Below are 19,336 nucleotides of genomic sequence, written 5' to 3'. Positions count from 1 at the left end.
CAACTTCTTCGCCCTCGACAGCGACTCCGAGGACGCCGACCCGGCCGCCATGGAGCTGTCGCTGAAGTACGACTGCACCGACCCACAGGTGGGGCGGGTGGTCGCGGCCCGCTCCGCACATGCCGTCGAGACGGCCCCGCCCGCCCGGGCGAGCGTCTTCGAGCCGGTGCCGTGGGCGGCGGTGCCCGGGTTCGCCTTTCCCGACCGCTTCGATCCCGCCTGGGACGCCCTCGACCTGGGGCCCGACGCCGACGACATGGCGCGGGCCATGCCCGCCATATATCTGGAGGGCCTGCTGACCGAGTGGTCGCAGCGGCCAGGCGCGCTGAACTCCGAGGACATCGCCTTCGGCCGACCCGAATTCCCCACCGGCAGCTCCCCGTTCCTGCCGGACAGCAAAGACCCGAACCACTACCACCACCTGCTCCAGCTGTCCGGCCGGGACGACTGGTCCATCGGCGGCGACGGCGGCTGGATGCACTGGTCGATCCCCACCGAGGCGCTACGGACCGGAGACTTCACCCAGGCGATCCCCACCCCCGACATCTGGTGAACTAAAGATCTTCACGGCTGCGGCAAGATCGCTACGTCGATTGCCGCCAGCGCTCCTTGATGAGGTCGGTGGACCCTTGCGGCATGGAACAAAATCGCTGATGCCTGCGCAGACGCCTGCATGACCACCCGGTTAGCTGCCCTCAAGGTCTTCACCGAAGGTGACGTCCAGCTCGGCGGCGAGGGCTCCGGCCAGCTGTAGCGTCTGGGCCTGGTCGATGACGATCCGCTGGAGGAAGGCGAGGCCGCGGAGCCGGGAGAGGTCGTTGCCCCGGAGGTCGAGGCCGCGGTACGTACCGCCGTCGAACTCGGTCAGCCGCAGGTCGCAGTCGTCGGCCAGGGCGGCGCCGAGGTCGGCGGCGGCGAAGGTGGTCTCGCGCAGTGAGCACCTGGAGAAGATCACCGGGCCGACGGCCCGGACACGGGTGAAGGTGCTGTAGTCGAGCTTGCAGTCCTCGAACAGCACATGGTCGAGCGTGACGTCTTCGAGCGCGGCGCCCATCAGCTTGCAGTCGCGGAACACGGCCCGGGACACCTTGCTGTCGGCCCACCGCAGGGAGGCCAAGTCGCAGCCAGCGAACTCCACGGAGTCGACACTGACCCTGTCCAGCCGAGTGCGCTGGACCTTCACGCCGCTGATCCGCCCGTCCATCAGGTGAGTGTCGGTCAGGTCGAGGTCCCGCAGATCGGCGTCGGCGTAGTGGAACTCCGCCATCCGGCCGCGGCCACCCTCCAGCGAGGCCACGTTGGAGAGGTAGAGGCCCGGCTCATCGAGGGCGGGAAGGGCGACGCTCGTGCGGCGGATCGTCCGGGTGTCCATGAACAGCCTTTCAGCGCGGTGGTTCGGCCGATGGAGCTGCTGACACCCTCTGGAGGGTGCCAGCAGCGGCGCGGCTACTTCCTCTTGTTCCAGTTGTCCCAGGTCGGACGGTTGTCGAAGGGAGCCGGGGTCTTCGCCCAGTTGTCCCACGTGGGCCGGTTGTCCCACATCGCTTCAACGATCACCGGGGACAGGGCGTCGTGGAGGGCTATCAACTCCACCACGACGGGGGCATCGGATGTGGCCAGTCTGTCGAGGACCGTCATACGGCTGTCTCCTTCATTGCGAGAGTGGACAGGGCCGTGACCAGGGCCTGCCGGGTGGCTCGGCAGTAGTTGGTCTCGGTGGATTGGAGGCTGCCGTTCTCGAAGTAACGGTTGGCAGCCTGAGCGCCACGGCAGAAGGCGAAGAACTCGCATTCGGCCTGGCAGCGGTCCAAGCCGGTGAGGAAGTCGCGGACGTAACGGAGCCGGTGAGCGTCTCCAAGAATCTCTACCAGGGGCCGTTCGAGGACGTTGCCAGCCAGGAAGTCGCCGTAATCTGGCGCCTCGGTGTCGGAGAGTTCCGGTGAGAGCAGAACTACATCGCCGTTCCATGAGACGGTCGGGATCGGGTCGAGGCGGCGCTGGTCCCACTCGGCCCTCCGACCTGAACGAATCAGCTGGAGGTACTCGGCGAGGCGTTCGACTTCCCTCACCGACGGGGCGCCGGGGTGCTCGCGGGCCCACGAGAGGACGCGGCACCAGAACTCCTGGGCCTGGACCTCGGTGGGTGGCTGCCGGTCGGTATTGGCCCCTTCGATCTCCTCGATGTTGAAACCCACCGAGTGACTTCCCAACGTGTCCAGGTACTCCAGCAGCTCCTCCGGCATTGCAATGCCCTCGGTGCCGACCACTGAGATCACGGAGAACGGAATGCCGCGCTCACGCAGCCGTGTGATGCCACGCAGGGTCCGGTCGAAGGCAGGCTTGCCCCGAAGGTCGACGCGCTCGACGTTCAAAGCGGCAGGCCCGTCGATGCTCACGCCGACACGGACGTCGTACGCGATCAGAAGGTCACACCACGTCTCGGTAAGGAGCGTCGCGTTGGTCTGCACGTAGTGATGGACCCGGCCCTCTTGGCGCAGGGCCTCGAACGGCGCGAGCAGACCCTGGAACTTCTGCTGGCCCACGGCGAGCGGTTCCCCGCCATGCCACACGATGCCGATGGGATGGCCGCTGTCCTCGAACTGGGCCACTGACTTCGCCAGAGCCCCTGCCACCTCCCCAGGCATCTGATGCTTGAGCTTGCGGAACGGGAGGTAGCAGTACCGGCAATCCAGATTGCACCAGGTCGTGGGCTGGGCCACAACGGTGTGCGGGTCCGCGAACCGCTGCTGGTACCGGGCACGCCAGGGGGACGAACGAGAGTGCATCGTGATCCTCTCCTCAACGGGGAGGGTCGTCGCCGACCGCGAACGGGGGCCGCAAGAGCGGGATACGACCACCATCCGGCCCACCGGGACGGGGTCGTGATGACATCGCGCTGTCATCACCGATGACATGTCATCCATGCGGGAGGCACTCGAACTCTGGCCATTTGCACAGCAGTTCGGATCACGTTCGCTGGGCTATCGTGACGGACGTGCCTCGCTCGATTCTGATCCACGACGGCCAGACCTCCCGCGATGTCGGTCTGGTGTACTGCTGCTCGGGTTACCTGGTCGAGCACGGCAAAGTGCTACTCGTCCATCACAACCGCTTCGACAAGTGGGTTCCGCCGGGCGGCCACATCGAGCCCGGGGAGTCCTTTGCCGGAACCGCGGTGCGTGAGTTCATGGAGGAGACAGGGCTGCTGGTGGAGGCGATCTCCAGCCAGCCTGCCGTCCACCCCGCCGACCACAACGCGACTCCCGAAGCCGTCCCGTTCTACGTGGACATCGAGCGCGAAGGGTTCCCGACCCCGGCGCTGGTGCAGTTCTTCTACGTCCAACGGCAGCGAGGCATCCGCGAGCAGGCCGTAGAGGCCCAGCTCGAAGAGGTTCACGGGGCGGCCTGGTTCGGCCTGGCAGAACTCGACGACCTCAAGACCTTCGACCAGGTGCGTTCCTTGGCCCGCTTTGCCCTGCTGAACTACCCGCTGGTCGCTGAACGCGCCATGTCCTAGGCGGCTGCTCTATCGCCCTGCGAGGCGATAGCCGCTGGCCCCGTCAATCGTGGCGGCCAGCAGCAACCGGGTCGGGGCGCCGCCGAAGGCGGCGGAGATCGCCCGGTTCAGGCGCTGGACGTATTTGGGCACCGAGGAGGGCGCGATGTAGAGCGCACCCGCGATCTGGTCGGTCGAGAGGCCGCCCTCGGGCGCCTCGTACACGACCTTTAGGAGGTCGAATAAGCGTTCCGACAGTGCGCACACCACCTCCCCTGCGCTGTCCCGTGCGCCGACGACGATCCGGCGGCCCGAATCGAGCGCGACGTGCTCGATGATCAGCTCGGCCGAGCCCTCGTCCACGTCCTTCGGAGGGTTGCTTTCAAAACTCAGCCGCGTCAGGCGTCGCATCGCTTCCTCATGGACCGACACTGTGTAGTACGCGGCCCGGATGGTGGCCCGCTTACCCGAGGCTCCCGGTTCGTTCCACAGTCCGGCCTCCGGATCCCACAGATCATTCATCAAGCGCCACGCCTTGGCGAGCCGGGGATCGCGCGGGCTGGCCCCGGCCCGGATGGCGGCCTGGGCGCACAGCGCATACGCCATATGCTCCCACGCGGTGCCCTGCACGTCCTTGTCATCCTCGACGAACGTCTCCCAGCGGTGGTGGTTGCGCAGTAGCCACTGACCAGCCTCGGCAACCACCTCGGAAACTCGCTTCATCTGCACCATTGCGTGCACGCCACCCGCCTCCTGCGGGACGTCCCGGTACGCGGGCCCGCCGTCGGATCTGGTGCCCGCGCACACAACGGACAGCGCCAGCAGGCACAGGGCTGTCTTGCTCGGGCTCGGGGCGGTGTCGACGTACGTACGCCATCCCCAGGCCCCACTGGGGCGCCGGTGATAGAGCAGCCCGTGCACGCCGTGGTCGATCAACGGCTCGACCCGTTCCAACAGGCTGCTGGTCTCCACCCCGCCCGGAAGGAGGAGCCCGGGGCCGACCTCATTGAGGGCGTCCCGGAGTTGGGCGAGCGCGTGAACGGTCAGGGCAGTCTGGTGCAGCGAGGTGTCGTCGAGCCCGAGGACTTCGGGCCAGCCATGGTCGACCTGATGGTCCTCGAACCAGCCGACGCACCAGGCCGCCGCTTCCCCGACACCGTCGTGGTGGAAGAAGCGCGGGTGGGAGAGCAGCCCGGCCAGGCCGAAGGCGATGAACCGGGTGTGCTCGCCACGGCCCCCCTTGTGCCGGGGCTGGCAGTGCTCCACGATGGCGCGGGCCAGGAAGCCGAGCGCCTGACGTACCGGTTGGCCGCCGATACCGGCGACCCGCAGAATCGGCAGGACCTCACTGGTGTTGACGATCGACGACACCGAGGTGAGCGTCAGGCCCCACCCACCGTCGTAGCCCTGGTTGTGCAGCAAAGTCCGGGCGGCCTCACCCACTCTCGCCTCGAACGCCGCGAGCCCAGCACACGAACTCTTCATGCTTCGCCTCCGCTCCCGGCACCGATGACCCGATCGGAAAGGTACCCAACTCGCCCTTATTGGACGCGCGTTCTCATTGCCTGGGGTGGCCTCCTCACCGGGGCTGGTTGAACGCCACGCTCACCGCCCTGCGCGACTTCTGCGCCGAACGTCTCGGCGCCGACCTCGGGCGGAGCCGGTTCGGGGGGCGGGCGGTGCTCGAACCCGGCACGGTCTGGCCGACCTGCGACGGGCTTCCGCTGAGCCTGCTCGCCGTCCTCGATACCGACGCCCTGGCCCCCTGGCTCGACGGCGTCCTCCCGGCCGGGACGGGGCTGCTCAACTTCTTCGCCCTCGACAGCGACTCCGAGGACGCCGACCCGGCCGCCATGGAGCTGTCGCTGAAGTACGACTGCACCGACCCACAGGTGGGGCAGGTGATCGCGGCCCGCTCCGCACATGCCGTCGAGACGGCCCCGCCCGCCCGGGCGAGCGTCTTCGAGCCGGTGCCGTGGGCGGCGGTGCCCGGGTTCGCCTTTCCCGACCGCTTCGATCCCGCCTGGGACGCCCTCGACCTGGGGCCCGACGCCGACGACATGGCGCGGGCCATGCCCGCCATATATCTGGAGGGCCTGCTGACCGAGTGGTCGCAGCGGCCAGGCGCCCTCGACTCCGAGGACGTCGCCTTCGGCCGACCCGAATTCCCCACCGGCAGCTCCCCGTTCCTGCCGGACGGCGAAGACCCGAACCACTACCACCACCTGCTCCAGCTGTCCGGCCGGGACGACTGGTCCATCGGCGGCGACGGCGGCTGGATGCACTGGTCGATCCCCACCGAGGCGCTACGGACCGGAGACTTCACCCGGGCGATCCCCACCCCCGACATCTGGTGAAGCTCTTCGTCTCTGGCCGCGCTCGTGATCCGCGCGACTGTCCTTAGGATGTTTGATCATGTTCATCCCGTCCAGCGCGCTCAATGGCTCCCGCCGTCACCGCCTCGTCATGGGAGGGATGCTGACGCCCTTCATGGCCCTGATGGGGGTGACGCTCTCCATCCTGGCCGCGAACACGACCGACCGCCCTCTGCCCATGAGCGCCTTCGCCGCATGTGCGCTTTCGGCCTTCGCGGTCGCCTGGTGGTCCGCCCGCTACTGGTACGCAGCCCTCCGGGAGACCCCTGAGCCCCATGCGTGGCCATTGATCCTGCCTGCGCTCGTATTCATCGTGATCTTCACCGTCTCCGGCATCCGCGCGCTGCAGGACGGGAAGAAGGCGGAGGCCATTGGCATGCTGGTGATGGGCGGCCTGCTCTTCTTGCCGTTCGCCGCAGGGCTCGTAGCGGGTCTGGTCGCTCCTCGCCGATACCGCTCCCGCAGGCGGCACGGACCCGCCGCGGTCCGGAACACCCCCGCCCCGCAACGGCCCTACCGGGCCTGGGGATCGATCGAGGACAGGTCCTAGCGCTGGCTGCGGCAAGATCGCGACGTCTGATTACCGCCAGCGCTCCGTGATGAGGTCGATGGATCCTTGCGGGCATGACTGATTCGTTCAAAGCGGACTCGGTGGCCCTCCTCACCCTCATGTACGCGGCCGAAGCGGAGTACCTGGCGGCCGGTGGTCCAGGTGAGGCCTCGTTCGATCTTCTCGCTCCGTTCTTCGCTCCCGATGTCGTCCTTCACCAGGCCGATGCCCTGCCCTTCGGGGGCACCTGGCGTGGGCATGCGGGCATGGAACAGTTCTTCCTCGCGATGAGCCGGACGTGGAAGTCGTTCGAGATGGTGAAGCAGGAGTTCCTCGCCACCGGCGAGACCACGGTGGTGCTCACCCAGGTCAGTGCGAGCGCACGTGCGACCGGCCGGAAGCTCACCTTCCCCATCCTGCAGACGATCGAGTTCAGGGACGGGCGGATCGCCGAGGTCCGTCCCTTCTACTGGGACACCGCCGCGATAGCCGAGGCCTGCGGGCCAACACGCCTCAGAGGGCGTTGAGGTCCACGGCGGAGGCGATGGCGTGGAACCCGGCTTCGTTGGGGTGCAGGCCGTCCTGGAAGACGTAGCCGGGGCGGGGCAGGGCGGCGTCGGCGGGGTTCGCGAGGGCACGGTCGACGTCGAGGACGGCGTCGTACGCGCCGCTGGTGCGGATCCAGTGGTTGACAGCGGTCCGGACCCTCTCGCCCCGCTCGCTGTACAGGGGGAAGAGGGCGCCCTTCATGGGCAGGATGGTCGCGCCCACGGCCGTGACGCCGCGGGCGTGGGCGGCGCGGATCAGCTGTTTGTGGGCATCGATGAGCTGGCGTGCGGTCACGCGGGGCGCTGAGCCCATGCAAGGGTCGCCCGTCTCGGGGGCGCCGATGTCGTTGGCGCCCAGGTGGATGATCACCGAGCGCACGCCGGGGCGGTCGAGTGCGTCACGCTGGAAGCGGTCGGTGGCCTTGTCCCCGTAGCAGGGGGAGCCGTTGAGGATCCGGTTGCCGCCGATGCCCGCGTTGACCACGTCCAGGGGGCGGCGGGCGGCGACGAGGCGTTCGGCGAGCTTGTCCGTGAAGCGGTTGTCGGCGCCGGGCGTGGCCCCTGTCCCGTCGATGAGCGAGTCACCGAAGGCGACGACGGTGCCGCGCCGTGGGGAAGCGGCACCGGACACCTCCACACCGCTCAGGAAGTACCAGGCGTTCGTGGACTCCTTGAACGCGTCGCCGCCGGAGTCGGTCAGATGGCGGCCCGAGGCGCGGTACGAGGTGGCGGTGGTGAACCGGTGGAAGGTGGCCGGGCCGGTGGGGTCCGCGACGTACAGAGTGACGGTCAGTTTCTCCAGCGGGGAGGTGTTCAGGTCCGCGGCGTCGCTCACGATGTCACGCCCGGGAGCGACGGTGGTGCCCTCGTGATCGCCGAACGTCAGCGTGCGTGCCGTGCCGGGCCAGACCTGGGCGTCACCGGCGGACCGTCCGACGGTCGCGCCGGTGATGCGCAGTGGTGTGGTGCCGTACGCGTTGGACAGTCTGATCCTTAACGTCGAACCTCCGGTCGCGACGCGGACCACTTGGCGTACGGACTGGTCGGCGAATCCCTGCCGCGACCAGTTGGGCCCCCAGTCCTCGCTGCCCTCGATGGGCCGCTGCACGGCCGTGCCCCAGGCCCCGGTCCACACCGGCCCTTCGGCGGCGCGCGGTCGCTGCCGCGCGTCCTCGTGTGCCGCCTGTGCCACCGCTGTCGCCGAGACGACGAGGGCGGTGAGGGCGGTGAGCACCGCCGTGGTGGCGGCGAGCATGCCGTGGCGTCCCGCCTTCTTCCACGGTCGTGGCTTCGCTGAATGCATCAGGGATCTCCTCGGTGAAGCGTGGTGAGGAGATTCCAGCGTCCTTCGAGCGCGAGATCACCGGGGCTGTCCCCCGAATCCGTCATCGGGCTGGCCCCACCCAAGAACCGGACCCGCGGCCGGTCGGGGGTAAGGCGGGGGGATAACCCCCGGTGGGTCGGCGGGGTGGCCGGATCGTGTGGTGATCTCTCGCGGAGAAGGATGGGCGGCACCGCCATCGGCAAGCAGGCGAGAGCCGCGAGGGAGGACGACTGTGTCGTCGTACAGGGCATCGGGCCGCCGGATCCTGCGTGGGGTGCTCGCGCTGACGCTGGTGAGCGGGGTCGGTGGGTTACTTAGCAGCTGTTCGTCAGCGGACGCGGATGCGGGTACGAGGGTGGCGGCGTCGACCGACACGAGGTTGGGGGAGCTTGCGCAGACCGCGGCGGACACCGGGTCCCTGGGAGTGATCGTCCGCGTGGACCGGGGCAGCGGGAAGCCCGTGGAGATCGCGCGGCAGGCAGAGTGGACCAAGGCCGATCACCGGCTCGGCGTGAACGATCGGTTCCGGATGGCGTCCAACACCAAGACGGTCGTCGCGACCCTCATCCTCCAGCTGGTCGCCGAGGGCGAGGTCGAGCTGGCCGATCCGGTGGAGACGTGGCTGCCGGGGGCGGTCGGGGGTGGGCGGGACATCACGGTGAAGATGCTGCTCAACCACACCAGCGGGCTGGGCGACTATCTGCTGACACCGGAGTTCCTGCCCACCCTGACCGGCCAGAAGCCGCGCGCGTGGCGGCCCGGCGAGCTTCTCGCGATCACCCCGCCGCAGGAGCCCCCGTCCGCTCCCGGCGAGAAGTACGCGTACAGCAACGCCAACTACGCGGCCCTCGGGCTGATCCTGGAGAAGGCCACCGGGGAGAGCCTGACCCGGCTGATCGAGCAGCGGATCACGGGTCCGCTGGAGATGAACGACTCCTTCCTGGCCAGCGACGCCGGTTTCGGCGCGGGGAAGACGCACGCGACCGGCTACGAGCCGGGCTCCGAACGGCTCCGGCGCATCCTCGCCCCGGCGGTGGAACTGCCCGAGGGCACCGGGTTCGCGGGTCCCGAGCGGCCGTACGACAACGTCGACACCACCGACCTCGACCCGAGCTGGGCGTGGGCGGCGGGCGGCATGGTCTCCACCGCGCGGGACTGGCAGCGGTTCCAGACCGCGCTGATGTCGGGCAAGCTCCTGCCCAAGGCCCAGCTGGAGCAGATGCGGACGATGGTCACCGCACCGGAGGAGGGCGGCGGCTACGGGCTGGGGCTGATGAAGGTGGACAGCCCCTGCGGCACCGTCTGGGGCCACACCGGTGGCGAGCCCGGCTACGCCAGCGAGGTCTACACCGATACGAGCGGCCGCCGCAGCGTCGCGGTCCTGACCACCACCAACTTCGGCAGCAAGGAGGCGAAGGCCGCCACCGCCAACAAGGCCCTGGTGGACACCGCCGTCTGCACCATGCTGGGCAAGCCCCTGCCCGCCTAAGGGGTGTCAGCTGGTCGCGGCGGCGAACATGCCCGCCTCGTACGAGCCGCCCCGCTGGTGCACGATCACCGCCAGCCGGTTGGCCGCGTTGATCAGGGCGACCAGCGAGACCAGCGCGGCGATCTGATCGTCGTCGTAGTGCGCCCGCACCCGCGCCCAGGTCTCGTCGGACACCCCCTCGTAGGCGTCGGCGAGCCGGGTGCCCTCTTCGGCCAGGGCCAGCGCGGCCTGCTCGGCGTCGGTGAAGACGGTCGACTCGCGCCACACGGCGACCAGGCCCAGCCGGACCGCGGTCTCTCCGGCGGCCGCCGCCTCCTTGGTGTGCATGTCGACGCACCAGCCGCAGCCGTTGATCTGGCTGGCGCGCAGCGACACCAGCTCCTGGGTGGATTTCGGCAGCGACGACTGGTGGATCAGCAGTCCGGCCCCCGCGAACCGCCTGGCGAAGGTGGCGCCGAAGGTGTTCTCGAACAGGTTGAGTCGGGTTTCCATGGTGTGGACCTCTCGTCGTGTCGTACGGGACGAACATGAGATGCCGCCGCGCCGCGCCCTGTGACGGGTCGGCCGTGTGACGTGCGCCACCGCCCGGGGGTGTCACAGAGCGACGGGGAGCGGCGTCTTGTGCGCGTGGCATCGTCGAGAGCGAGCAGGCGGGAGCAGCCGGTGAAGAGCGAGAGCGCACCACAGGACACGGCGACCGAGGCGTTCGTCGCCCATCGCAATCTGCTGTTCACGGTCGCCTACGAGATGCTCGGCTCGGCCGCCGACGCGGAGGACGTGCTGCAGGAGACCTGGCTGCGGTGGGCGGGCGTCGACCTCGGCGCGGTGCGGGACCAGCGGGCGTACCTGGTACGGATCGCCACGCGCCAGGCGCTGAGCCGCCTCCGTACGCTGGGCCGCCGCAAGGAGTCGTACGTCGGCCCCTGGCTGCCCGAACCGCTGCTGACCGCCCCGGACGTGGCCGAGGACGTCGAGCTGGCCGAAAGCGTGTCGATGGCGATGCTGCTGGTGCTGGAGACGCTGGCGCCGACCGAGCGGGCGGTGTTCGTGCTGCGCGAGGTGTTCGACCTCGGGTACGACGAGATCGCCGACGCCGTCGGCAAGAGCGCGGCGGCGGTCCGCCAGATCGCCCACCGGGCCCGGGCGCACGTCGCGGCGCGCCGCCCGCGCGGGGCCGTGTCCCCGGCCGAGTCCCGGGACGCGCTCGACGCGTTCCAGCGGGCGGCCGAAACGGGCGACCTGCAGGGCCTGTTGGACATCCTCGCGCCGGATGTCGTCTTCCTGGGCGACGGCGGCGGCATCAAGCAGGCCGTCCCACGGCCCGTCGTGGGCGCCGACAAGGTGGGCCGTCTGCTGGCCGCCGGGCTGGGCCGGATGGCCACCGTGGGAACGCTGCGTCCCGCGCAGGTCAACGGCCATCCGGCGCTGATCCTCCAGCAGGACGAACAGCAGGGCGGCGCGGTCGACACCGTCATGGCGGTGCGCATCGACGACGGCCTCATCACCGGGTTCTACGCGGTGCGCAACCCCGAGAAGCTGTCCCATATGCGTCAGGAGACGGCCCTGCGCCGCTGATCCCAGGAAGTGATCGCGAGGGGGATCTGCCCGAACTGGCCGCTCTGTCGTCCAAGTTGGGAAAAATAATCTTGCCCTTGGGGAAACCGCTCCATAAAGTGACTCGCTGGCGCGCCCCGACTGAAGGGGCGGCCGTAACGGGAGGGAACCATGCGAGCTTTACGTAAGGCCTCGATCGTGGCCGGCATCGCGGTGATAGCGACGATGGGCCTCGCCACCCAGGCACAGGCGTCGAAGAACAGCGGCTGGATCTACACCAGCAATCAGAGCGGCGCCGCCTTCTTCGACGCCGACTTGAACGGTCAGCCCGGCGTGGAAAAGATCACCGTGTGCGACAACAGGTCCGACGGCCGCGGGGTCAGGGTCGAGGTCAGCGGTCGGGACGGCTCCGGCTCGGTGTGGATCTTCAAGTCCGACCCCTCCAACAACGGACGCTGCGAATCCATTCAGGGCAACTTCTTCCTGGAGGACACGGCCGTCGGCGTCGTGGTCTACGAATACTGGGGGGACAACACCGCCCACAAGGCGACCGGCACAGCCGTCGCCTGACCCCGATCGCGCGCATGACGGTCCGCCGACTCTGTCGGCGGACCGTTGTCGTCTCGGCTGTCGTCTCGGCCGCCGACAGACGATACGTGATCGGACCGTCCCGGAGGGCGGCGTCGGCGGTTTCTTATCCGTTGCCGCCGGTTCGGCGTGGGCGCTGATCGCGCGTCATTACGGTGAGACCGTCCGAGCCGCGTGGGGCGGCCCGACCACCACCGACCGAAGACGTGCCACGGCGGCCGTGGCTCATGCGACCCTGACCCTGGGGGACGATCCAGCCGATGAGCCACCCGATCCGAGGAGGCCGACACAAGCGGTCCCGTGACCCGCGCGCGCACTGGCTGCTGCTTTCCCTCAGCCTCCCGCTCATGTTCGGCCTGCTGATGTTCCAGGGCTGGACCACCCACGAGGTCGACGCCGCGAAGTCGCGGCCCGCGTGCACCACCCCGGTGCCGAAGGACATCGTCGGCGGCGGCCCGGTGGTGCAGATCAACAACGGCCAGGTCAAGACGGTGAGCATGCCGCCGGGGACGGTGGCGCTCACGTACGACGGCGGGCCCGACCCCGAGTGGACGCCGCGCATCCTCGACCTGCTGCGCCAGAACAAGGCGCGCGCGACGTTCTTCCTCAACGGCGCCAAGGCGGCCCGGTGGCCGGAGCTGGTGCGGCGGATCCGGGCCGAGGGCCATGAGATCGGGTCGAACACCTACACCGGCGCCGACATGGGCACCGCCTCCTCCGTCCGCTCCTCGATGGAGCTGTCGCTCACCGAGTCGGCGCTCGCGGGCACCGTGGGCGCCGAACCGCGGCTGATACGGATGCCGCTGACCACCGACGTGGAGACGCTGTGCGGCGTCGAGTGGCAGGCGGCGCGCAAGGTCGCCGCGAAGGGGTACGCGCTGGTCGCCGCCGACAAGCCGTCGAAGGCGCCCTCGCAGGGGCTGATCCGGCAGCTGTCGCAGACGGACACCGCGTACCAGGAGACCGAGAAGCTGCTGAAGAACCCGCGGGTGCAACGGTTCACCACCGTGACCGGCGGGCTCGGGGTGCCTCCGGTGGAGACCCGGTCGTCGGCCCTGGAGCGCTGGCAGGGCAACGCCCTGATCTGGCTCGCGGCGATCGGCCGCGCCTTCGTGACCATCATGACGTGGGTGCTGGGCATCGCGGGCGCGCTGGGCGTGCTGCGGCTGGTGCTGCTCGTCGTGTTCGCCCGCGCCCATGTCCGGCGGATCACCCGCTACCGGCCCGGCGATCCGCCGCCCCCGGTGGTCAACGAGCCGGTCACGGTGCTGGTGCCCGCGTACAACGAGGAGGCGGGCATCGAGGGCACCATCCGCTCGCTGCTGGCCTCCACCCACCAGAAGCTCCAGGTCATCGTGATCGACGACGGGTCGACGGACCGTACGGCCGAGATCGCCGCCGCGAGCAACGACTCCCGGGTGCTGGTGATCCGTCAGCCCAACTCGGGCAAGCCGACCGCGCTCAACACCGGCCTGGCGCACGCCAAGCACGACATCGTGGTCATGGTCGACGCCGACACCGTCTTCGAACCGGACGCCATCCGCCAGCTCATCCAGCCGCTCGCCCAGCCGGAGATCGGCGCGGTGAGCGGGAACACCAAGGTCGGCAACCGGCGCAGCCTGCTCGGCAGATGGCAGCACCTGGAGTACGTCTTCGGGTTCAACCTCGACCGCCGGATGTTCGAGGTGCTGGAGTGCATGCCGACCGTCCCGGGCGCCATCGGCGCCTTCCGGCGGGAGGCGCTGGAGGAGGTCGGCGGGGTCAGCGAGGACACCCTCGCCGAGGACACCGACCTGACCATGGCCCTGTGGCGGGCCGGTTGGCGCGTGGTGTACGAGGAGACGGCCGTCGCCTGGACCGAGGTGCCCACCTCGCTGCGCCAGCTGTGGCGGCAGCGCTACCGCTGGGGCTACGGCACCCTGCAGGCCATGTGGAAGCACCGGCGCGCGGTCGTCGCGCGGGGCTCGGACGGGCGCTTCGGCCGCCGTGGGCTCACGTATCTCGCGCTGTTCCAGGTCGTGCTGCCGCTGCTCGCGCCCGTGATCGACCTGTTCGCGCTGTACGGGATCCTCTTCCAGAACCCCACCGAGTCGGCCGGGGTGTGGCTGACGTACCTCGCCATCCAGGTGGTGTGCGCCGGGTACGCGCTGCGGCTGGACGGGGAGCGGATGCGGACCCTGTGGTCCCTGCCCTTCCAGCTCTTCGCCTACCGGCAGTTGATGTATCTGGTGGTCATCCAGTCCGTGGTCGCCCTGCTGCTCGGCGCCCGGCTGAAGTGGCACCGGATCCAGCGTTCGGGGACGGCCGGGGAGACGCTCGGCACAGCGCCCGCATACCAGAGCCTGACATCGAGATAACGGGCGCCCGCGACCGTATCAGTAGTCAGCAGGCATACGGACGTTTCCATGCGAAGGGAGGCTGCCCCCATGAGTGACCGGCGGGACGGGCGGGCAGACGCGAACGGGCACGGCGGCGGGATGCCACCGAGCCACAACACCCCGGACGAGCAGCCGCAGCGGGGCACGGCGGCGTACCTCCAGCAGCAGCCCACGCGGGAGACCAGAGGACCGGGCGAGCCGGGACAGGGCGCGTGGGCGCGGGAGACGGCCAACGCGCCGACCGAGTCGTTCCCCGTGGTGCCGCCCTCTCCGGCGCCGCCGCCTCCGCCGCCACCGACCCCGGGCGCACCCGGGCCGGGCCTGGGGGCGACGCAGCAGGTCCCGGGCCTCGCGCCGCAGGGACGGGGCGCCGCCCCGCCGGGTCCGGGAGCCACCCAGCAGGTGCCGGGCCTCGCCGCGCCGGGCCCGGGAGCCACCCAGCAAGTCCCGGGCATCACCCCGCCGATGCCGCGCGCCGGACAGCCGGGGCCGGGAGCCACCCAGTCGATCCCCGGCCTCACCCAGCCGGTCCGGACCGAGGCCGGGCTGTGGCGCCCGGACACCCCCGCGCCCCGGACCCCGTCCGCCCAGCGGGCCCCGTACGAGGACGACCCCGAGCCGCCCGTGCTGCGGCGGCGCGCGCCCAGAGAACCGCTCAGCCGCCGCCGCAAGGTCACCCGCCTGGCGATCGTCATGGTCTCGGCGCTGCTGGTCGCGTCCGGCAGCGCCTACATCTGGGTCGACACCCAGATGAACCGCGAGGTCGACCTCAACAAGGCGGCGAACCGCCCGCCGCTCGGCAAGGGCACCAACTACCTCATCGTGGGCTCCGACAGCCGCGCGGGCCTGTCCGCCGAGGCCAAGCAGACGCTCCGTACCGGCTCGGCCGAGGGCGGCCGTACCGACTCGATGATGGTGCTGCACACGGGCGCCAACGGCACCACGATGCTGAGCCTGCCGCGCGACTCCTGGGTGCGGGTCCCCTCGTACGTACGCCCCGAGACCGGCAAGCGCTACGGCGAGGAGCAGAACAAGCTCAACGCGGCCTATTCGCGGGGCGGCCCCGATCTGCTCGTCCAGACCATCGAGCGCAACACCGGGCTGCACATCAACCACTACGCGGAGATCGGCTTCGGCGGCTTCGTGGACATCGTGGACGCGGTCGGCGGCGTACGGATGTGCGTGGACCGCGACATCAAGGACGAGAAGTCCGGCCTGGACCTCAAGAAGGGCTGCCAGGTGCTCGACGGCGGCAAGGCGCTGTCGTTCGTACGGCAGCGCAAGCAGGAGGCCAACGGCGACCTGGGGCGCACCCAGAACCAGCAGAAGTTCCTGGCCGCCCTCGCGGAGAAGGCCGCCACCCCGGGCGTGCTGGCCAACCCCTTCGCGGCGTTCCCGACCGTCAGCGCGGGCCTCGACACGCTCATCGTGGACAAGCAGATGAACCTGCAGAAGCTGATGTCGCTGTTCCAGGCGATGAAGGGCGCGACGTCCGGCAACGGCAAGCGGCTCAACGTCCCGGTGTCCAACACCAATCTGCGCACCTCCAAGGGCAGCGCCGTGCAGTGGGACGACGCGCAGGCGAAGCGGCTCTTCGAGCAGCTGCGGGGCGACCAGCCGGTGGACGTGCCCGCGTCCCTCCCCGGGCAGCCGGCAGCGGCGGCGCAATAGAACGACAGGCCGGGTGGGGGTTTTCGGTGGCACCTCCGTCTTCCCCTCCCGGCCGGGCGGACGGTTTCATGGACCGGTGTCCGTGTTCTCACGCCGCCGCCTGGCGGCCGATGCCGCGCTGCTGGTCGTCGCGGCGGCCTTCGTCCTCCCGCTGGCCTGGCTGCTGCTCGCCTCGGTCGACGGCGAGGCGACGTTACGGGTGTCGGCGCCCGGCAGCCCGACGCTCGACAACTTCTCGGCGGTGTGGACGGACGAGATCACGTTCACGCCGATGCTCAACAGCCTGCTGCTGTGCGGCAGCGCCACCGCGCTGACCGTCGCGTGCGCGGCGCTCGCCGCGTATCCGCTGTCCCGGTTCCGGTCGGGAGTGGTGCGGCCGTATCTGATGACCGTGCTGTTCACGACCTGTCTGCCGATCACCGCGATCATGGTCCCGGTCTACGGGCTCTTCGTCCAGGTCGACCTGATCGACACCATGTCCGGCACCGCGCTCTTCCTCGCCGCCTCGCAACTCCCCTTCGCGATCTGGCTGATGAAGAACTTCATGGACGGCGTCCCGGTGATCCTGGAGGAGGCGGCCTGGACGGACGGCGCGTCCTGGGCGCAGGGCCTGGCGCGGGTCATCCTGCCGCTGATGGGGCCGGGCATCACGGTCGTGACGATCTACAGCTTCATCATGATGTGGGGCAACTTCTTCGTCCCCTTCATGCTGCTGCTCTCCCCCGAACAACTCCCGGCGTCCGTCTCCATCTTCACCTTCTTCGGCAACCACGGGCAGATCGTCTACGGGCAGCTCGCCGCGTTCTCGATCCTCTACTCGACCCCGGTGGTGCTGCTGTACGTGCTCATCTCCCGGCGGCTGGGCGGCGGCTTCGCGCTCGGCGGCGCGGTGAAGGGATGACCCGCAGCGTGTGACGGATCGTCAGGGAGTGTCCGGCGCCGCGCAGCCGTGGTCCTCGGCCGAGCGGGCGGCGAACGCGGACAGCGCCGTGCGTTCGTAGCCGAGGTCGGGGCGGGCGCGGGCCTCGCCGTCGGCGTCGTCGGCGCGGATCAGATACAGGGCGCGCGGGGCGCCGCCCGGGCAGTCCGCACCGGCCCAGTACGCGCTCTGGCCGAGCCGCCCGGCGGGCTTCTCGGCGGGGGTCACGCCCTCGCCGTCGTTGCGGGTGTACTGGGCGCGGGCGTCCTCCGCGTACGGCCCGTAGTACGCGTCGAGCCGGTAGCGGGGCGCGCCGTCGCGGGCGCCGAGGGCGCAGATCTCGCGCGGGGCGCGGGCCCTGGCGGTCTCGCGGGCCGTGGAGACGGCGGAGCGGGCGGCGGTGGGGACGGCCGCGCAGGTGCCGGTGGCGCCGAGCAGCGGTTCGTACTCGTCCTTGTTCACCGGCAGGCCCACGCCGCGGACCGGGGTGCCCAGCCGGGCGCCGCAGCCCCAGCGGTCGTCGGCCCGCTGGGCGGTGGCGGTGGCGGTGCGGACGAAGGAGGGGCGGGTGGCGGGGTCGTCCAGGGTGGCGCCGCCGAGCGCGGTCTCGACGGTGATCAGCAGACTCCGGCCGCCCCGGGCGCAGTCGAGCAGCACGGCCGCGGTGGCCTTGCCGTCTCCGGGGTCGCCCTGGCGGGCGTTGTCGGTGGCGAGGACGCCGGACCAGCCGTGGCCGATGGGTACGGGGAGGGTGTCGTGGGCGGGTACGGCGGTGGGCAGCTCGCCGGTGCCGTACTCGGCGCGGGGGCGGGGCGCCCCGGCGATGGTGACGCGCACCCGGCCCCGGCCCTCGGCGATCGCCTCGCAGCGCACGGCCAGGGAGGTGTCGCGGCCGTCGCCGAAGGTGCCTTGGGCGCTGCTGGTGACGTCCATTTCGCGGTCGCCGAGCACCGTACGGACCTCGTCCGCCGCGAGCGCCCCGCCGCACGCCTCGTCGAGGGCCCGGTCGTCGCTGCCCGCGAACCAGGCGACCAGGCCGGTGAGGACGGCCAGGACGATGGCGGCGGCCGTGATGCCCCGCACCTGGCGCCGGGTGACCAGCTGGGTGAACGGCGAGCGCGGCCCGGTCATCAGTGCCATTCCTCCACCTCTCCGAGCACCTTGGTGGCGTGGCAGCCCGCCGTCTTCGGCCAGCCGTCCTCGGCGCCGAGGTAGCGGGAGAGCAGGGTGTGCGCGGTCTCGGAGAGCGCGGCGCGCCGCGCGGGGCCGAGCGGGACCGTCTCGCCGTCCGGGATGTGCAGCCGGGGCAGGACGGAGACCCGGTGGTAGGTGACCCGGCCGCCGCACACCGACCGGGCCCACAGGGCGAGTTGGGGGTGGGTGAGGTAGGAGGGGACACGGTCCACCTGGTCCGCCGCACCCACGTCCTCGGGTCCGGCGTTCGCGAGCCGGTTCTCCTCGCCCGCGCCCCAGCCGGGCACATGGCCCTCGCGTTCGTACGAGTCGTACGCGGACCGGCCCAGGATCCCCGCCCAACTGGCCGCCTCGACGCCGGTGATCTGCCACTCCTGCGGGGTCACGCCCGTGTTGGGCCGGGCGTCCGGGTCCCAGTCGCCGGTGCAGGCGTTCAGGGAGGTGGAGTCCTGGGCGTCGCCTCGGGTGGCCCAGGCTCCGGGCCTGAGCCCCGGGACCGAGGACGGGCTGATCCAGTCGCAGCTCCGCGAAGCGGAATCCCCGGTCCGGTCCCCCGCCATGGGCACGACCTGGGTCGGCGGGTCCAGCGCGGGGCCGCCGCAGCGCTGCGCCCGGGTGATGGTGTTGGCGACGTGGACGGCGGTGCGGAAGCCGGTGAGCGCGGTCGTACGGTCGGCGCCGCCCGCCGCCCCGGCGCTTCCGTCGCGGACCTTGGCCGTCACGTACAGATCGGTCGTCGGCCGGACCCGGCCGCCCAGCCCGCCCTGGCAGTCGGCGACCAGCCAGGCGCCGCGCGCGCCGTAGCGGCCGGTGGTGCCGGGCGCCGTGAAAGCACCGCCGGGGCCCGGGTTCAGGATCTCGCGGGTCTCCATGCCCTGGGGCACGTCCGAGACCAGCGCCTCGGCGTGGACGGTGACGCCGTTGCCGCCGCCCCAGGAGAGCGAGCAGTCGAGCAGGGAGCGGCTCTCCTGGCCGGGGGCGAGCATGGTGCCGTGCTGGCGCAGCTCACCGGGGCGGGCGTCGCGCACCAGCCGCTGGAGGTCGTCGTACGGCAGGGCGCCGTCGCAGGCCTTCCGTAACTGGTCGCGGTTGGCGGCGAGATGGCCGCCGCCCTGGCTGCCGATCGCGATGACGGCACCGGTGACCAGTGCTGTGATCAGTACGAAGAGGAGCGCGTAGCGCAGCCACACACGGTCCGTTAACCCGCCCATCCCGCCGGTCTCCCTCGCCCCCCCTGATCGTCTCCGTCC

19 protein-coding genes are annotated in these 19,336 nt (G+C 70.5%); 11 read left to right on the top strand and 8 right to left on the bottom strand.

What is annotated here, in order from left to right:
- The coding region (locus ACFV9T_RS34765; RefSeq protein WP_385446503.1) for a hypothetical protein at positions 1–553 on the top strand (553 nt) is incomplete at its 5' end.
- 132 nt (positions 554–685) lie between these two features.
- Here ACFV9T_RS34765 and ACFV9T_RS34760 read toward each other — a convergent pair.
- From ACFV9T_RS34760 to amcB, 3 genes are all read right to left on the bottom strand, one after another.
- On the bottom strand, positions 686–1,372 hold the full coding sequence (locus tag ACFV9T_RS34760; protein WP_385446502.1) for a pentapeptide repeat-containing protein: 687 nt from the start codon (positions 1,370–1,372) through the stop codon (positions 686–688).
- A 74-nt stretch (positions 1,373–1,446) separates the two neighbouring features.
- On the bottom strand, positions 1,447–1,638 hold the full coding sequence (amcA, locus tag ACFV9T_RS34755) for a multiple cyclophane-containing RiPP AmcA (RefSeq protein WP_385446501.1): 192 nt from the start codon (positions 1,636–1,638) through the stop codon (positions 1,447–1,449).
- Complete coding sequence (gene amcB / locus ACFV9T_RS34750; protein ID WP_385446500.1) at positions 1,635–2,786, bottom strand: cyclophane-forming radical SAM peptide maturase AmcB; 1,152 nt, start codon at positions 2,784–2,786, stop codon at positions 1,635–1,637. The genes amcA and amcB overlap by 4 nt, the downstream gene beginning before the upstream one ends.
- Before the next feature lie 209 nt (positions 2,787–2,995).
- Between amcB and ACFV9T_RS34745 the strand changes: the two genes are divergently transcribed.
- A complete protein-coding gene (locus tag ACFV9T_RS34745; protein ID WP_385446499.1) occupies positions 2,996–3,517 on the top strand; it encodes an NUDIX domain-containing protein in 522 nt (173 codons plus the stop codon).
- 9 nt (positions 3,518–3,526) lie between these two features.
- Here the strand turns inward: ACFV9T_RS34745 and ACFV9T_RS34740 are convergent, their stop codons facing one another.
- The gene (locus ACFV9T_RS34740) at positions 3,527–4,981 is read right to left on the bottom strand and encodes a hypothetical protein (protein ID WP_385446498.1); all 1,455 of its coding nucleotides are present in this window, start codon (positions 4,979–4,981) and stop codon (positions 3,527–3,529) included.
- 107 nt (positions 4,982–5,088) lie between these two features.
- Between ACFV9T_RS34740 and ACFV9T_RS34735 the strand changes: the two genes are divergently transcribed.
- From ACFV9T_RS34735 to ACFV9T_RS34725, 3 genes are all read left to right on the top strand, one after another.
- Entirely contained in the window at positions 5,089–5,853 is a 765-nt protein-coding gene (locus ACFV9T_RS34735) for a DUF1963 domain-containing protein (protein WP_385446497.1), read from the top strand.
- 58 nt (positions 5,854–5,911) lie between these two features.
- Complete coding sequence (locus tag ACFV9T_RS34730) at positions 5,912–6,421, top strand: hypothetical protein (RefSeq protein ID WP_385446496.1); 510 nt, start codon at positions 5,912–5,914, stop codon at positions 6,419–6,421.
- A gap of 74 nt (positions 6,422–6,495) precedes the next feature.
- Positions 6,496–6,948 (top strand): nuclear transport factor 2 family protein, encoded by a 453-nt coding sequence (locus tag ACFV9T_RS34725; protein ID WP_385446495.1) that lies wholly within the window; start codon positions 6,496–6,498, stop codon positions 6,946–6,948.
- Here the strand turns inward: ACFV9T_RS34725 and ACFV9T_RS34720 are convergent.
- Positions 6,935–8,272, bottom strand: a complete 1,338-nt coding sequence (locus tag ACFV9T_RS34720; protein WP_385446494.1) for an SGNH/GDSL hydrolase family protein — start codon at positions 8,270–8,272, stop codon at positions 6,935–6,937. The genes ACFV9T_RS34725 and ACFV9T_RS34720 overlap by 14 nt on opposite strands.
- 253 nt (positions 8,273–8,525) lie before the next feature.
- On the opposite strand from ACFV9T_RS34720, the gene ACFV9T_RS34715 reads away from it, so the two are divergent.
- Positions 8,526–9,782 carry a serine hydrolase domain-containing protein gene (locus ACFV9T_RS34715; protein WP_385446493.1) on the top strand — a complete coding sequence of 419 codons (1,257 nt, stop codon included), beginning with the start codon at positions 8,526–8,528 and terminating at the stop codon, positions 9,780–9,782.
- Positions 9,783–9,788: 6 nt separating this feature from the next.
- On the opposite strand, the gene ACFV9T_RS34710 is transcribed toward ACFV9T_RS34715, so the two are convergent.
- The gene (locus tag ACFV9T_RS34710) at positions 9,789–10,274 is read right to left on the bottom strand and encodes a carboxymuconolactone decarboxylase family protein (protein ID WP_385446492.1); all 486 of its coding nucleotides are present in this window, start codon (positions 10,272–10,274) and stop codon (positions 9,789–9,791) included.
- Positions 10,275–10,445: 171 nt separating this feature from the next.
- On the opposite strand from ACFV9T_RS34710, the gene ACFV9T_RS34705 reads away from it, so the two are divergent.
- The 5 genes from ACFV9T_RS34705 (at position 10,446) to ACFV9T_RS34685 (ending at position 16,874) form a co-directional block, all read left to right on the top strand.
- Complete coding sequence (locus ACFV9T_RS34705) at positions 10,446–11,357, top strand: RNA polymerase sigma-70 factor (protein ID WP_385446491.1); 912 nt, start codon at positions 10,446–10,448, stop codon at positions 11,355–11,357.
- Positions 11,358–11,507: 150 nt separating this feature from the next.
- A complete protein-coding gene (locus ACFV9T_RS34700; RefSeq protein ID WP_385446490.1) occupies positions 11,508–11,906 on the top strand; it encodes a hypothetical protein in 399 nt (132 codons plus the stop codon).
- Positions 11,907–12,184: 278 nt separating this feature from the next.
- Positions 12,185–14,281, top strand: coding sequence for a glycosyltransferase (locus ACFV9T_RS34695; RefSeq protein WP_385446489.1), 2,097 nt, complete (start codon positions 12,185–12,187; stop codon positions 14,279–14,281).
- Positions 14,282–14,350: 69 nt separating this feature from the next.
- Complete coding sequence (locus ACFV9T_RS34690; protein WP_385446488.1) at positions 14,351–15,973, top strand: LCP family protein; 1,623 nt, start codon at positions 14,351–14,353, stop codon at positions 15,971–15,973.
- A 76-nt stretch (positions 15,974–16,049) separates the two neighbouring features.
- Positions 16,050–16,874 carry a carbohydrate ABC transporter permease gene (locus ACFV9T_RS34685; protein ID WP_385446487.1) on the top strand — a complete coding sequence of 275 codons (825 nt, stop codon included), beginning with the start codon at positions 16,050–16,052 and terminating at the stop codon, positions 16,872–16,874.
- A 21-nt stretch (positions 16,875–16,895) separates the two neighbouring features.
- Here ACFV9T_RS34685 and ACFV9T_RS34680 read toward each other — a convergent pair whose 3' ends face one another.
- A complete protein-coding gene (locus ACFV9T_RS34680; protein ID WP_385446486.1) occupies positions 16,896–18,032 on the bottom strand; it encodes a hypothetical protein in 1,137 nt (378 codons plus the stop codon).
- Positions 18,023–19,297 carry a hypothetical protein gene (locus ACFV9T_RS34675; protein WP_385446485.1) on the bottom strand — a complete coding sequence of 425 codons (1,275 nt, stop codon included), beginning with the start codon at positions 19,295–19,297 and terminating at the stop codon, positions 18,023–18,025. Before ACFV9T_RS34675 ends, ACFV9T_RS34680 begins: the two co-directional genes overlap by 10 nt.
- Between the last annotated feature and the right edge of the window lie 39 nt (positions 19,298–19,336).

Origin of the sequence: Streptomyces sp. NPDC059850, assembly GCF_042731515.1 — a bacterium.
In the GTDB taxonomy this organism is placed as follows: Bacteria; Actinomycetota; Actinomycetes; order Streptomycetales; family Streptomycetaceae; genus Streptomyces.
The sequence above is the reverse complement of the archived record's forward strand: the minus strand, read 5'-3'. Positions and strand labels throughout refer to the sequence as shown.

What these genes read in the sequence shown, in the direction of transcription:
- ACFV9T_RS34690 (WP_385446488.1), top strand. Translation starts at nt 14,351, where the DNA reads ATGAGTGACCGGCGGGACGGGCGGGCAGACGCGAACGGGCACGGCGGC.
- ACFV9T_RS34675 (WP_385446485.1), bottom strand. Translation starts at nt 19,297, where the DNA reads ATGGGCGGGTTAACGGACCGTGTGTGGCTGCGCTACGCGCTCCTCTTC.
- ACFV9T_RS34700 (WP_385446490.1), top strand. Translation starts at nt 11,508, where the DNA reads ATGCGAGCTTTACGTAAGGCCTCGATCGTGGCCGGCATCGCGGTGATA.
- ACFV9T_RS34730 (WP_385446496.1), top strand. Translation starts at nt 5,912, where the DNA reads ATGTTCATCCCGTCCAGCGCGCTCAATGGCTCCCGCCGTCACCGCCTC.
- ACFV9T_RS34680 (WP_385446486.1), bottom strand. Translation starts at nt 18,032, where the DNA reads ATGGCACTGATGACCGGGCCGCGCTCGCCGTTCACCCAGCTGGTCACC.
- ACFV9T_RS34695 (WP_385446489.1), top strand. Translation starts at nt 12,185, where the DNA reads ATGAGCCACCCGATCCGAGGAGGCCGACACAAGCGGTCCCGTGACCCG.
- ACFV9T_RS34760 (WP_385446502.1), bottom strand. Translation starts at nt 1,372, where the DNA reads ATGGACACCCGGACGATCCGCCGCACGAGCGTCGCCCTTCCCGCCCTC.
- ACFV9T_RS34710 (WP_385446492.1), bottom strand. Translation starts at nt 10,274, where the DNA reads ATGGAAACCCGACTCAACCTGTTCGAGAACACCTTCGGCGCCACCTTC.
- ACFV9T_RS34720 (WP_385446494.1), bottom strand. Translation starts at nt 8,272, where the DNA reads ATGCATTCAGCGAAGCCACGACCGTGGAAGAAGGCGGGACGCCACGGC.
- amcB (WP_385446500.1), bottom strand. Translation starts at nt 2,786, where the DNA reads ATGCACTCTCGTTCGTCCCCCTGGCGTGCCCGGTACCAGCAGCGGTTC.
- amcA (WP_385446501.1), bottom strand. Translation starts at nt 1,638, where the DNA reads ATGACGGTCCTCGACAGACTGGCCACATCCGATGCCCCCGTCGTGGTG.
- ACFV9T_RS34740 (WP_385446498.1), bottom strand. Translation starts at nt 4,981, where the DNA reads ATGAAGAGTTCGTGTGCTGGGCTCGCGGCGTTCGAGGCGAGAGTGGGT.
- ACFV9T_RS34725 (WP_385446495.1), top strand. Translation starts at nt 6,496, where the DNA reads ATGACTGATTCGTTCAAAGCGGACTCGGTGGCCCTCCTCACCCTCATG.